Here is a 13,471-nt window from a genome sequence, read left to right as displayed (position 1 = left end):
GTGGGGGCCAAACCGGTTGGATTTCAAGTACCGGTTGGAACAAGTTCAGACCAAGGATACTGCTGATACCAACGCTTATGTGGTGGTGGATAGTGATGGTGATACCAATGTGGTGTATTTCTCCGATCCCCGGCGGATAGCCAGTTCAGTCAGCTCCACCTGGACGAGGGATACGCGCGATAATTTCTTTGTGCCGACCCGTGGCTCGAAACTCTATGCCCAGGGAACTCTTATGGGTGGGCCGTTGGGGTTTGATACGGAAATTTATGATTTGGAGGCCGGCGGTCAGTTGTATATCCCGCTTTGGTGGAAGCATGTGTTGAGTTTCCGTGGTCGTGCCGAAGTTGTGGATGTTTATGGGGATCAGGAAGCAGTACCCCTTTCCGAACGCCTGTTTGCAGGTGGGGCCAGAACGATCAGAGGTTTCCGCTATCGCTGGGTAGGGCCCAAGGCGGTTCGTGCAGACGGATCTCCTGATGTGCGCACCCCGGGTGGGCAGAGTTTGGCCATCGCCAGTGCGGAGTATACGGTGCCTGTCCCGGGGATTCCGAAATTCAGATTTGCCACCTTTTATGACATCGGTAATGTGTGGTATGATCCCTACGAATTTGATTTCGGCCAGTACGCTGCGGGTGTCGGGTTAGGCTTGAGGCTGGATATACCCGGTTTCCCTATGCGGTTTGATTACGCCTGGCCGGTGAATAAGGATGATCCACGATCACGAACAGAAAATTGGAGTTTTTCGATCGGGTACGGGTTTTAATAGCTAAGGAGTTGTTCATGAATAAGCGAATGATGGTTGGATTGGCAGTGGTGGGACTTGTGACGGGAATTGCCGGGGCGGCGGATTTGAAAATTGCTGTAGTGGATACGGCCCGGATTCTCAAGGAGTATTACAAGACCGAACTGGCTGAAGCGCATATTCAGCAACAGCTTGACGATTTTACCGCGGAACGCGACAAACTGATGGCACAGCACAAAAAATTAAAACAGGAATTCGAAGCTCTACGTTCCGAGGCCCAGAATAAAGCTCTGACCGAGGAAGCCCGCGAAAAGAAAAAAGAACTGGCGGAAGAGAAGCTCACCAACGTCATTGAGTTTGAGAATACCATTCGCGACAAGGCCGCCAGCCGCAAGAAAGAGCTCGAAGGCGAAGGTCGCAAAATCCAGGGAGAACTGGCCAAGTCCATCAAGGCCGCCATTACGATTTGCTCGCAAAAGGGTAACTTTACCCTCGTTCTCGCCGATGGCGGACTGTTAGGCAACGGCTTGGAATCCGTATTGTATGCTGATCCCAAGATGGATATTACTGATGATGTCTTAAAGATCTTGAATGCGGATAAAACGGCCGCGAAGGAGTCGACTCCATGATGCTGACGGTTGATGCGATTGCACAAAAATTGAACGGTACGGTGCAGGGGGACGGCTCGGTTACCATCAAAAGCGTGGCTTCGTTGAAACAGGCGGATGTTGGTGATTTATCGTTTCTTGGAAATCCGCGCTATTTGCCGGATATGGCGAAGACAAAAGCCAGTGCTGTTTTGGTAAATGAAGACTGGCAGGGGGAGTCAGGCGCCACCGTGATCCGCGTGAAAAGTGCTGATGCCGCTTTCGCCCAGGTGGCATTCTGGCTGGCACGTCCGCCCGTTGTTCGCAAACCGGGAATACATCCCACGGCGGTGATTGCCGCAGATGCGAAAATGGGCAAGGATGTCATGATCGGACCCCTCTGTGTCATTGAGCCCGGGGCGGTTATTGGCGATGGAACGGTGCTGGTTGCACAATGCTATATCGGTCATTTTTGCGAGGTGGGAAAGAATGGGCTTTTCTATCCGCTTGTTTCGGTGCGGGAATATTGCAAGGTGGGGGATCGGGCCATCCTGCACAGTGGAGCGGTTATCGGGAGTGATGGGTTTGGCTATACCAAGGAGTCTGGCCGCTGGAAAAAAATTCCGCAGGTGGGGATTGTGGTGTTGGGGGATGACGTTGAGATTGGTGCCAATACGACAATTGATCGGGCCCGTTTTGGGGAGACCCGTGTCGGGAATGGAACCAAATTGGATAATCTGATCCAAGTCGCTCATAACGTTACCATAGGTGAGGATACCGCTATGGCTGCGCAAGTGGGGATGGCGGGTAGCTGTCACATCGGGGATCGCGTTCAGTTGGGCGGTCAGGTGGGTGTTGCCGGACATATTGACATTGGGGATGATTCCATCGTGTTGGCCCAGTCGGGCGTTTCCAAGGATGTGCCCCGCGCTTCCCTCCTGATGGGTACACCGGCTATGCCGGCGCGTGAATTTAAGAAATTCCATGCCCATTCGATGCGTTTGCCAGAATTGAAAGAGAAAATTGCTGAACTTGAAGCTCGCATTAAAATGATTGAGGAGAAGGCATGAAGGTATTACTGACGGGTGGGGCCGGGTATATTGGCAGTGTGACGACCGAATTGCTCCTTAATGAGGGACATGAGGTAGTTGTATTCGATAATTTGGAGCGGGGCCATAAGGCGGCTGTGGATAAGCGGGCCAAGTTGGTTATCGGTGATTTGCGCGATGCCGGCCAGATTCAGCGGGCGATGAAAAATGCAAAGCCGGATGCCGTGATGCATTTTGCGGCCTATGCTCTGGTGGGGGAATCCATGACGGATCCCGGTATGTATTTTGCCAATAACACCACTGGCGCGACCAATTTGGTGGATGCAATGGTTAAATATAAGGTGCCACGGATTGTCTTCTCCTCCACCTGCGCCACCTATGGGTTCCCTGATAAGATTCCGATCACGGAAGATACGCCTCAACACCCCGTAAATCCCTATGGCGAGGCCAAGTTAATGTTTGAAAAGGTGTTGCTGTGGTATCAGAAGATTCATGGAATCCAGCCCGTGTTCCTCAGGTACTTTAATGCCTGCGGCGCCACGGAGAAGTTCGGGGAGGATCACGAACCCGAGACTCATATCATTCCCAACGTCATCAAAGTCGCCTTGAAACAACAGCCGCACGTTAATATTTTCGGGGATGACTACGATACGCCTGATGGGACGTGTATCCGCGATTATATCCATATTGTGGATTTGGGGCGTGCGCATATCCTTGCCTTGACTGGCAAGGCCATGGGGCCCTTCAACTTGGGCACGGGAAAAGGCTTCTCTGTGCGTGAAGTCATTGATGTGGTGCGCAAGGTTACCAAGCGGGATATTCCTGAAGTGATTTCTCCCCGCCGGCCGGGTGATCCGGATCGATTGGTTGCATCGGCGGTGAAGGCGAAAAAAGTTCTTAAATGGACTCCCCGGTATTCTAATTTAAATGATATAGTAGAAAGCGCGTGGGCTTGGCATCAGGCTCACCCGGACGGATACAAAAAATAATTATTGTTCGCTTGGATATTTACAAAAAAAGGAATCGTTGATTTATGAGTAAAGCAGCATCTAAAACCCCGGCAGAGACATCAACCAATTCCGCTTTAAATGCGGTTCTGGCTCAAATCCAAAAAGAATTCGGCGATGGCGCCATCATGCGTCTTGGGGAGGCGGAAGGAAAAAGAGAAATCAGCGTGGTTCCGACCGGGGCGCTTTCTTTGGATATGGCGCTTGGTGTGGGCGGGTTGCCCCGTGGACGTGTCGTTGAGATTTTTGGCCCTGAGTCTTCCGGAAAAACCACGTTGACCCTGCATGTGATCGCGAATGCCCAGAAGGCCGGTGGACTGGCCGCTTTCATTGATACCGAGCATGCGATGGATCCGGGCTATGCCAAGAAAATTGGTGTAAATCTGGATGATCTGCTGATATCCCAGCCAAGTTCCGGTGAAGAGGCGTTGAGTATTTGCGAATCCTTGATTCGTAGTAATGCGGTAGATGTTGTGGTTTTGGATTCTGTGGCCGCCCTGGCGCCCAAGGCTGAACTGGATGGCGACATCGGCGACTCGCATGTTGGACTTCAGGCGCGTCTGATGTCTCAGGCGATGCGGAAGTTAACGGCCGCCATTTCAACCTCCAAGACACTTTGTATTTTTACAAACCAGATTCGTGAAAAAATCGGGGTCATGTTTGGGAGCCCGGAGACCACCCCCGGTGGGCGTGCCCTCAAGTTCTACGCCTCCGTGCGTCTGGACATCCGGCGTATCGCGGCAATCAAGGATCCGTCCGGCAAGGTCATGGGGAATCGTACTCGTGTAAAAGTTGTTAAGAACAAGGTGGCTCCTCCTTTTGTGGAAGCCGAATTCGACATCCTGTTCGCCCGCGGCATCTGGTGGGATGGTTCCGTCATTGATAGCGCCATCGAGCACGGTCTTGTTGAGAAGCGTGGTTCCTGGTTGTTCTATGATGGAGCCCAACTGGGGCAGGGGCGTGAGGCCGCTGCTGATAATCTGTCGAAAGATCCCGAGTTATCAAAAAAACTCGTCGATGGCATCAAGGCCAAGGTTTTTGCTGGCCGTTGATAGTGGTACTATGGCTCTGTTAGCGTCCTATTCTGATCCTGCGGATGCCGCGCTGGCGCTCAATGCGCTCCAGCGCGGTCAGATCCCTGTGAACCGCCGCGTGGTGGATGACCAGGGCCTTGAATTGATTGAGCTGCATGTTACGGACGACTGGTTTGACCGGGCCTGTGATGTGATTGAGAAGCATGACACGGAGTTGGTTGAGGCACGTCAAAAAGAAACCCTCCAGCAGTCCGGGTGCCCCGTTTGTGGCGCTCCTGAACTGAAGCGCCGGGATGATATCGATTGCAGTGGCTCCATCACCGGTATCACCGCCGTGGTGGAATGCACGAAATGCGGTAAGCTCTTTCCCCGATGATCATGACGAGATTCTCTACCGTTTTTTGTTTATCCACTCGGCTTCGGCGCAAATGGCGATTCCTCCCCGGGGATTAAAGGTGCCGGTCACTTTGATGCGGCGCGGTTTAATCGCCTTCACGATATCATCGAGAATCCGGTTCACTACTTCCTCGTGAAAGGTGTTGTGGTTGCGAAATGAGTAGAGGTAGAGTTTGAGGGCTTTGCTTTCCAGGCATTGTTTATTCGGGACATACTCGATCTTGATATGTCCGAAATCCGGCTGGTCGGTAATGGGGCAGCGGCTGGTGAATTCAGGGCAATCGAAGCTTACCACATAGTCCCGGTTGACGTAGGCATTGGGAAAGGCCTCAAGCTTTGCCCTGTCAGGGTTGTCTGGATATTTTGTGGTGCTGTGGCCCAGTAATGTCAATTCTTTGATGTCGCGTTTGTGCATATTTGTTCCATTTAATTTTTCTGTCTGCTGCATACTGCTCACTGCGCACTATTTTTCCGTCATGACCCAAACCCCGTTCCATGCGTTTTGCGGGGTCATCAAGAGTGACCGGCAGCGGCGCACATAGGCTTCTGCCGGAGCATCCTGTGACTCAATTGAAACGAACTGTTCCAGTGCTTCAGTTAGTGAACCTGCATAATAATTTTCCAGCCCAAGCGCGAAGATATCAAGTACCCTACGGTGGCTGTCGGCAAAAGCCGGCAGCATGGGTTCGTAGACACATACGGGTTCTTTGCGGCCTACTACTTGCACTCGGGCGATTTCCCGCACGGCGATACTTTCATCAAGCTGTTTCCGTGTGTTGCTTGAAATGAGCAGGGACGTGCCAAATTGTTTGTTGATGCCTTCCAAGCGTGCCGCCAGATTCCCAGCATCCCCCAGGAAGGTGTAATTAAAACGCTGACGCGAGCCCATATTGCCGACCACGACCGGGCCGCTGTTGAGTCCGATGCGTTGATATAGCTCGGAACCAATCTGGGCTTTGTATTTCGGGTTCAGTTCGGTCAGTTTTGCTTGGCATTCCAAGGCGGTGTGTACGGCGAGAATGGCATGGTCTTTCTGGGCGAGCGGGGCATTCCAGAAGGCAATGATGGCGTCGCCCTCATATTTGTCGACTGTACCCCCATGGGCATAGATGATATCCGTCATGGCGGTCAGATAATCATTAAGGAGCGCAGTCAACTCCTCTGGATTCAGTCGCTCCGAGATGCTGGTGAACCCCTTGACATCTGAAAAGAAAATGGATAGTTCCCGCAGTTCTCCTCCGAGTTTCAGCCGTTCCGGGTGATGGACAAGTTCTTCAATCACTACCGGGCTCAGGTACTGTTTGAAGGCGCCCTTGATGAACCGCTTCTGTTTGCCTTCGGTGGCATAGTTCATGCCCAGTGCACCGATCAGGGCGAGGGTGGTGGCGAGGAGCGGAGCGAGGATGGGGAGCCAGAGCCCGTGCGTATAGGCGAGTCCCCCGGCCAGGATGGGGATGGCGATGAACACCACGAAGGCTGCGAAGCTTTGCCAGGCGTGACGCCCGAACCGGACCGCAAAGGATGCCGCGCAAGCGAGTAGAATTATCATCAAGATCTGCCAGCCCCGGGGAGTTTCCCTCATGATATCCGATGAGAGCAGGTTGTCCAAAAAGGTGGCGTGGATTTCAACTCCGGGATATACGGAATCTACAGGGGACGCCTTGAGGTCAAACAGGCCGGGAGCGGTGAATCCAAAAAACACATAGGTGTCTTTGAATGAGGCCGGGTCGATCAGGGGCTTTTTCCCATCGCGAAGTAACAGTTCGGATTCAATGATGGCGGCAGCATTTACCGTTTTGTGCGTTTGTGAATGTCCCCGGTAATGGAGAATGGCGTTTCCATTGCGATCCAGAGGAATACGATGAGTGTTACCCGCCGTGAGCCAGGGGAGTTCCACACTCAGGGCTCGATTGGTGGTGGCCGCCAGCCAGACGCCTAGGCCCAACGAAGGAACAAGCTGTCCATCAAACATACTGAAAGGGCGGATACGGCGATAGATGCCATCGCGATCCGGATTCCCGAATACCGTGGCCAAAAGCGCCGCGTTGGTTCCGACCTCGGGAATGGGAAACGAGGCATGGGGTAGTTGGAGTGAATCAATGAAAGCCGTGTTTTTTGTGCTTAACTTGATGTGTGGAAGCGGAACGCTTTGCATCCAGTTGGTGCTTCCGCCTGTTTCCTTGCCCACGAAAACAGCCCCCACAAAACCCGGGGAAGTGGATATGGTTTTAGCGAACTCGGCGTCATCATCCACACCCAAGCTGGAGGCCTCGCTAAAGATGACATCGAAGGCGACAGCCTTAACATGGGCTCGTGAACAGAAGTTTAGAATTGCACCGTAAACTTGGCGGGGCCAAGGCCAGGACCAGCCCTGTTTGGATCCCCAGTCCAGACTGTATTGATCGAGGAAAATAAGCCGGATTTGGTCGGTTCCAGTGCCGGGTTTGGCGAACCAGGAGGCTCGCAAATCCCACGTCAGGGCTTCGCCCCTAGCCATCATGGGGGGGTAAAACTGATATAGCGCCAGAGTGCAAGCGGAGGCGAGTAAGCCAATGCCCAGCGCCTGCAGGAGGCGCTGGCGGAACATAGCTGATGATTCCTTCCCCTCCGCTGGCACCTTACACTCCCCGCATGTTGTCATTGAAGCGGGCCTGCCGTGCGGCGGAATCTGCAGCGGGTGTTGTCTTAATGAGCTTCGTCAACTCAGCGATACGATCAGCCGGGGCGGGGTGGGTCTTGGCGAAATCGTGGCCACCGGGCTTGAGTTGTTTTTCCATCTGCTGGAGCATGGCGACCAATCCATGTGGGGAATAGCCCGCGCGCTCCAGAATGGTGACGGCCGACTTGTCCGCCTGAAATTCATATTTACGGGCATACCCGCTGTTCACCATTTTAGAGGTGATGTCGGTAATGGAGCCCTCGAATGCTTTAGTCAGTTCGGCGACATTACTCCCTGCAAGATTTTTGGCACCTTCGGCCAACAGCGTCGTTACGACGGCGGAATAGCGGCTCTTGTCAATTGCCAGCATCCCGTGATTGAGTTCCACATGGCCGATCTCATGGGCCAGAACCCCCGCCAGGGCTTCCTCGTTTTTGCAGCAGCGCAGCATGCCGCGGGAGACCAGAATGAAGCCACCGGGCGCTGCAAAGGCGTTAATGTCCATAGTATCCATGACCAGGAAGTGATAGCCACCGAACGTTTCAGGTTTGTCGGAATACACCGCAAGGTATTGCCCGATGGTGTTCAGGTAGGTGGTGATGGCGCGCTGATCGAAGGGTTTATTCTGAGAGAGAATCGTGGCCGCCACGGTTCGCCCGATGTAATACTCCTGTTCAGGGGTCATGGACTCCGCAGCCTTATCAATGGCGCCAGCACTCTTATTGATGGACTTGGCCTGATCCTCCGAGATAACCCCGGTCGCTGAGGCCAGCCCAGTGCCTACTTCGGAGATTTTTTCCAGAGTGCCGCAGCCAGCCACCAGGATGCACAACACAAGCGCTATCAGATGGCGCGGGTTCATTTGGCACCTCCGGCAACCTGCAGTTTACCTTCTTTGGCAAATTCCTGGATGTCGGCTATCGGGATCTTGATTTTCTCCATCTTGTCGACAGGGGCAAAATTAATATCCTTGTGGTTATCTTTGAACTGTTTCTCAACATCTGAATTAAATCCTTTGCCAGCCAGTGCCATTTCGCCGCTGGACGCAGTCGTCTGAGCCCCAGCACCGGATTTCATGACGATGGTTTTCTTGGTGATGGCGGAGTTGTGTAACCAGCCGGATTGCCCTGAGGAACTGACCTGACTCCAGGCTCCGTTTTGAGACTGAACCGAAACCTTGTCGCCATAAGCGAGCGAAGTGACGACTTTTCCGAAAGGAGAGGGCGCGTCCCGGAGTTCTGCCTTGTTAATCTGAATACTCATGATCGTGGCCGTAGCCGCGATGGCGGCTGCTGCCGAAAGGCTCAGAACACCTGAAACCAAAAAGAAACGTTTAATGTGCATAGCTTGAAATTCCTTTCGATCTGCGGACTATACAACATACTCCCCAACCCCTGCAAGCCGGTGTACAAGGTCTTTTCCAGATGGTAAAGTTTAACTATGAAGGTCGTTTTTTTTGCTGCCAATTGTTCTTACTCTCACACCAGCCTTGCGGCCTGGTCTCTTCGTGCCATGGTTGATGAGACAATTTTTGAATGGCAAACCCTGGAAATCACAGTCAAAGACAGTCCGTCCAAGGTATTGGCGCAACTCCTTGAGGCAAAGCCTGACGTGGTGGCCGCCACGCTCTACCTATTTAATCACGACTTTGTCGCGGGTATTCTCAGGTCATTACGGGCGCTCAGGGCCGACTGTCGGATTGTGGTGGGTGGGCCGGAGTGTCTTGGTTGCAATGATATGGTTGCCGGGACTGGCGGTCTGGCCGATGTAGCCATTCGCGGTGAGGGGGAGCGCGCCCTCCCTGCTTTGCTCGAGTGCTGGCGGACGGGACAGTCATGGGATGATCTCCCGGGATTCTGCGGGTTAGATTCCCAGGGCACATTTCGGGATAACGGTTCAGCCCAAATGATTGAGGACTTTGATTCCCTTCCCGCCTTTTATGCGCGTGAACTTGTGGAGTTTCACAAGCCGTTTATCCAGTTAGAAACCTCCCGGGGCTGCGGGAATGGTTGCCTGTTTTGCACCAGTCGGCATACGGCGAGGCGTGTTCATTCTGCGAATCGGGTGCGTGGGGATTTACAGGCTATTGCGGCGGCAGGCGTCAAGGATGTCCGGATCGTAGATCGTACTTTCAATGAAGACCGTGCGCGCGCCTTAATGCTTGTCAGGATGTTTCGCGATGAATTTCCCATGCTTCGGTTTCATCTAGAAATTGAGCCAGCTCGTTTTAATCAAGAACTGGCTGGTGAGTTTGCCATGGCCGCGCCTGGGCGTTTTCATCTGGAAGCCGGGATTCAGAGTTTAAACCCGACCGTATGTGCAACCATTGAGCGGGGGGCCACAGTCCAGCGGACACGCGAGGGATTGAAACGCCTTTGTGATTTACATAATCTTGAAGTGCATGTGGATTTGATCGCCGGACTTCCTGGGGGGGAATTGTCTGACATTCTGGCCGATCTGGAAGCCGTTATGCTATTTCGCCCTGCTGAGATTCAGCTGGAGCGCCTGAAACTATTACCCGGGACACCGCTGGCTCAGGAGCCTTCCCGCTGGGGACTCATCAGCAAAGCCACACCGCCGTATCAGGTTCTGCGAACATCGTCGCTTTCATCAGACGATCTGCAGCAGTCGGACAGGTTGTCCAAACTGATAGACTGGTTTTATAATACGAGAGAACTCCATTCCTTCATAGCTGATGCCGCTATGATTGATTCTGCCTTTCTTGTACGGTTCGAGGAGTGGGGGAGGGAGAAGATGGGGTTTGATGTCCGGCCCAGTTTGGAGTCACGTTTTGAGACACTCAACACCTTTCTAAAAAAGGAGATCGGCCAGAATGGCGCATGGGAGTCTATTGCCGATCGTTTGTGTTATCGATGGTTCCGGCTCGGGTATAGTCCGCGAAATAGGCTTCGTCCTGCGGCACCCTGGAAATTTGAAGTTCCGATTGGTGCGGTGTTGGTGGAAGGCGATGCGAGTGCCAAGGTCGCCCGGAAATGGCTGGTGGAATTGAAGCCACCGCACCTTTTTTGCTATGGAACCGGTTCTCGTGGTGAGCGAGCCGTCGTCGCCGTTTATCGGCTCTGAAAAAGCGGTTGACGATGACGGCTTCGACGTATAGATTACGCAACTTATATTTGGCCCTAGTGCCCCCTTCGTCTATCGGTTAGGACAGCAGGTTCTCAACCTGTTAAGAGGAGTTCGACTCTCCTAGGGGGTGCCACATCTTTAGCCACTCAAAACCCTTTAAACACTGAAGCGTCTTTCGATGCGGTTGTAGTTTTACCCGCCGTAGTTGTTTCCGCACCTTTTTCGTGTTGTCGTAAATACTCGGAGGAGAGGATGACAACCCGCTGGGGGCTGCTCCCTGCAAAGGCGTTGTGGGAGGTGAAGAAGTTAAGAGCATCTCCCGAACGGGGCTCATACCACTCCGCCGCACTTTGAACCCGATCTTTAGTTTCATTGATAGCTTTATTCTTAGCGGCAAGATCCTTCAGATAATCTTCCCGTGCCTTCTCTTCGGCTTCTTTTTTCCGCTTATCAGAACCGCTGCTGGTTTCGATGCTGATGATCTTTCTTGAGCTTTGGAGCGTTCTTGTTTTATCGGCCTCCAGCGTTGTCTTGGATTCAACTTTCTTTTCTTCACGGAGTTCCTTTAATGGGGTCCAGTTCTGGGACACGGTCACAAGCAAAGTTTGAATCTGGACGTCGGACATTTTCCCCATGATGGGTTTGTAATTAATATAGGCGGCTTTGGTGGTGCCATCATTGGCAGGGAGAAAGCGGAGTGTCAGGCGAATTCCGTTAATTTCATACGATCGCTCGGCAGTCCAGAATCCCTCACCGCCTTTTTCGATATATTTCGCCCCATAGCGCTGGTTACATTGTTCAGGCGTATCACCCAGTCGGGCGAATGCCGGGGCTGTGAGTAGGAGTGATAAAATGAGTGAGACTCGTGAGGATAGGTTCATAGCTCGAATACCTTGGCGTCACAGGGTTTAATCGTAAGGGGAAACAGAGGTGTATTCAGAGTAAGTGTCTCCCCTGTGAAAATATCTTTGATTGTCAGGGGAAAGCTGAGGCCGCAGCCGGAAAGATCGGCGACGAGGGTCTGGTCGTGATAGATGTCGAGATTGGAGAAGAGCAGCACCCCAGGTTGCTGATGGGTCAGGTCCCGCCGGTACGCCCCAAGCACAGCCTCGTGATCAGCGTCCACAAAGATGAGATTGCCATTTTGCTTAAAGACGTTGCGCTCGGCCAGAAGTCCATTGATCCAAGTAATAAAATCACGAATTTCAGGGATGGGCTCGAATTCCATTTTCCGGGCTGGTCCGATGAAGGGGATTCGATCTTTGACGCCGGATTCTACCCCTTGCACCATGCCGGTTTGCCCGAGTGTATACAGGGCGCAGATGGCATAACGGGGAATGGCGGAACGTTCAGACCCAAAAAGCTGGGCGGGTACGCCGGTGTCATGCGTGGTAATGGCGCAGAGGTGCCGCAAGCGTCCGGCAACATTGTGCAGGTAGCTGATGTAATGCCTGAGTTGGGGCCCGAAGGGATATTCCCAGCTGTTAGCGAGAAGCATATTGATGCCCCATTCGGGCACCGTTCTTTCGAGTGTGCCTTCATCCGTGAAATATTCCCCCAGAATCGAGAGATTCGGGAAGGTGGCGTGAAGGGCGGCGCTGAGATCGGCTATGAAATCATTGTTGCTACTGTGAAGATTATCGAAACGTACCATGCCCCCTGTATAGGCCGCATAATTCGACCAGAATTGGGCGTATTGCATCATGTAATCACGGATATCGTGGCGTATGAAGGTGTTGGGGTGGTCATAGTTTAACAACACGAGATCCTGCCAGCGGATCCAGTTTTGCATGTGCCAGCAACCAGCGCGTTTAAATCCATCCTGTTCAGCATCGTCGGGGATAATCCAGTCAGGGCAGGAGACGACCATCCGACTATCAGTGCAAATATGATTCAGCACGAGGTCAAGGCAGAGCCGGATTCCCTGAACATGGCAGGTCTGAACAAAATCCTCGAATTGTTCAAGGGTGCTTCGTTTATCCGAGGGATCTCGGTAGCGTGAATCCACGTCGAAAAGATCAGTGGCGGCATAAGGACTATTGGAGAACCCCATTTGGGTGATGGGAAGCAGGTGGATAGAGTCGAACCCCATTTCACGGATCGACGGAATAAGCCGTTTCCAGTCCGAGATGTTCCCGGAGGCGCTGGGAATGAGGGTGTAGAGTCGGATCGTGCGGATGGAGGGGGGATCCACCATGACATAGGAATGGGGCACTCGATCCCAGAACCATTGGTTACCCCCGTCCAATGAGTATTTGATGCGGAATCGAAACAGGCCGCAGTGGGGAAAAGTGAGGGAAAGATGGAATTCCTGGTCATTGGTGGTGGTGAAAGGAATGTCCTTCCATTCGCCGTGAACGGTTGCCCCGATATCACTGTGGAGGAGCACCTGAGGCGGATGCGAATTTTGCTGATTCAGGGTAATCGTCAATTTGAGTGGCTCATCATTGAAAAGCCGGAAAAAGTTTTTTTGACCAAAAGGAAATGAGCGCTGAATGAAACCGGCATCCCCTTTTTGGAGAGAGCGCGGAGTAAGTTGAGGGATAGATTGGCGTATCAGCGTCATCGGTTGTCCTTTATAAATAAGATCATGATCGGATTATGAAGCGGGGCGGGGGGGAGTGTCGAGTTTTCTTCTATCGGAGGAGGGTGAAAAATCTTCTTGTGCTGGCTTTCCGGACAACCATTTAATGACTCATTGACTGTTTATGGGTCCTAGCCATACTGTTAACCACAGTTAATGGGACCCATTACATGAAAGTGAAACTGCAGTTGAGCGAAATGCATCACGCCGAAGTGTGTCTTAGTTGGCGCCAACGCGTTCGCGCTTCTGATCACCACATTCGTCTTCATAGAGTGATCTTTCGCACTTTTTCAGCCTCATTTTCAGCAGCTCAGGCTGCATAAGCA

General features: G+C 52.7%; 13 protein-coding genes and 1 tRNA gene. 8 read left to right on the top strand and 6 right to left on the bottom strand.

What is annotated here, in order from left to right; all coding sequences use genetic code 11:
• The 6 genes from WCI03_13855 to WCI03_13830 form a co-directional block, all read left to right on the top strand.
• On the top strand, positions 1-763 hold a 763-nt coding region (locus WCI03_13855; protein MEI8140936.1), incomplete at its 5' end, for a BamA/TamA family outer membrane protein.
• Between the two features lie 17 nt (positions 764-780).
• Complete coding sequence (locus WCI03_13850) at positions 781-1,371, top strand: OmpH family outer membrane protein (protein ID MEI8140935.1); 591 nt, start codon at positions 781-783, stop codon at positions 1,369-1,371.
• Positions 1,368-2,399 (top strand): UDP-3-O-(3-hydroxymyristoyl)glucosamine N-acyltransferase, encoded by a 1,032-nt coding sequence (gene lpxD / locus WCI03_13845; protein MEI8140934.1) that lies wholly within the window; start codon positions 1,368-1,370, stop codon positions 2,397-2,399. Before WCI03_13850 ends, lpxD begins: the two co-directional genes overlap by 4 nt.
• Complete coding sequence (gene galE / locus WCI03_13840) at positions 2,396-3,367, top strand: UDP-glucose 4-epimerase GalE (GenBank protein ID MEI8140933.1); 972 nt, start codon at positions 2,396-2,398, stop codon at positions 3,365-3,367. Before lpxD ends, galE begins: the two co-directional genes overlap by 4 nt.
• Before the next feature lie 44 nt (positions 3,368-3,411).
• Complete coding sequence (recA, locus tag WCI03_13835) at positions 3,412-4,437, top strand: recombinase RecA (GenBank protein MEI8140932.1); 1,026 nt, start codon at positions 3,412-3,414, stop codon at positions 4,435-4,437.
• Between the two features lie 10 nt (positions 4,438-4,447).
• Positions 4,448-4,795: a hypothetical protein gene (locus WCI03_13830; protein MEI8140931.1), complete on the top strand. Its 348-nt coding sequence runs from the start codon at positions 4,448-4,450 to the stop codon at positions 4,793-4,795.
• 15 nt (positions 4,796-4,810) lie between these two features.
• On the opposite strand, the gene queF is transcribed toward WCI03_13830, so the two are convergent.
• The 4 genes from queF to WCI03_13810 are packed head-to-tail and all read right to left on the bottom strand — an operon-like array spanning position 4,811 to position 8,818.
• A complete protein-coding gene (gene queF, locus WCI03_13825) occupies positions 4,811-5,263 on the bottom strand; it encodes a preQ(1) synthase (GenBank protein ID MEI8140930.1) in 453 nt (150 codons plus the stop codon).
• A 15-nt stretch (positions 5,264-5,278) separates the two neighbouring features.
• A complete protein-coding gene (locus tag WCI03_13820) occupies positions 5,279-7,402 on the bottom strand; it encodes an adenylate/guanylate cyclase domain-containing protein (GenBank protein ID MEI8140929.1) in 2,124 nt (707 codons plus the stop codon).
• Between the two features lie 31 nt (positions 7,403-7,433).
• The gene (locus tag WCI03_13815; protein ID MEI8140928.1) at positions 7,434-8,336 is read right to left on the bottom strand and encodes a M48 family metalloprotease; all 903 of its coding nucleotides are present in this window, start codon (positions 8,334-8,336) and stop codon (positions 7,434-7,436) included.
• Positions 8,333-8,818: an SH3 domain-containing protein gene (locus WCI03_13810; protein MEI8140927.1), complete on the bottom strand. Its 486-nt coding sequence runs from the start codon at positions 8,816-8,818 to the stop codon at positions 8,333-8,335. Before WCI03_13810 ends, WCI03_13815 begins: the two co-directional genes overlap by 4 nt.
• 96 nt (positions 8,819-8,914) lie before the next feature.
• On the opposite strand from WCI03_13810, the gene WCI03_13805 reads away from it, so the two are divergent.
• The gene (locus tag WCI03_13805; GenBank protein ID MEI8140926.1) at positions 8,915-10,558 is read left to right on the top strand and encodes a DUF4080 domain-containing protein; all 1,644 of its coding nucleotides are present in this window, start codon (positions 8,915-8,917) and stop codon (positions 10,556-10,558) included.
• A 61-nt stretch (positions 10,559-10,619) separates the two neighbouring features.
• Positions 10,620-10,694, top strand: a tRNA-Glu gene (locus tag WCI03_13800).
• Positions 10,695-10,707: 13 nt separating this feature from the next.
• Here the strand turns inward: WCI03_13800 and WCI03_13795 are convergent.
• Both WCI03_13795 and WCI03_13790 read right to left on the bottom strand, forming a co-directional pair.
• On the bottom strand, positions 10,708-11,442 hold the full coding sequence (locus WCI03_13795; GenBank protein MEI8140925.1) for a hypothetical protein: 735 nt from the start codon (positions 11,440-11,442) through the stop codon (positions 10,708-10,710).
• Complete coding sequence (locus tag WCI03_13790; protein MEI8140924.1) at positions 11,439-13,127, bottom strand: alpha-amylase family glycosyl hydrolase; 1,689 nt, start codon at positions 13,125-13,127, stop codon at positions 11,439-11,441. The genes WCI03_13795 and WCI03_13790 overlap by 4 nt, the downstream gene beginning before the upstream one ends.
• Positions 13,128-13,471 lie beyond the last annotated feature (344 nt).

The sequence above is a fragment of the bacterium genome (assembly GCA_037143175.1).
Lineage (GTDB): Bacteria > Verrucomicrobiota > Kiritimatiellia > CAIKKV01 > CAITUY01 > JAABPW01.
Note: the sequence above shows the minus strand (reverse complement) of the source record. Positions and strands in the feature narration are given on the sequence as shown.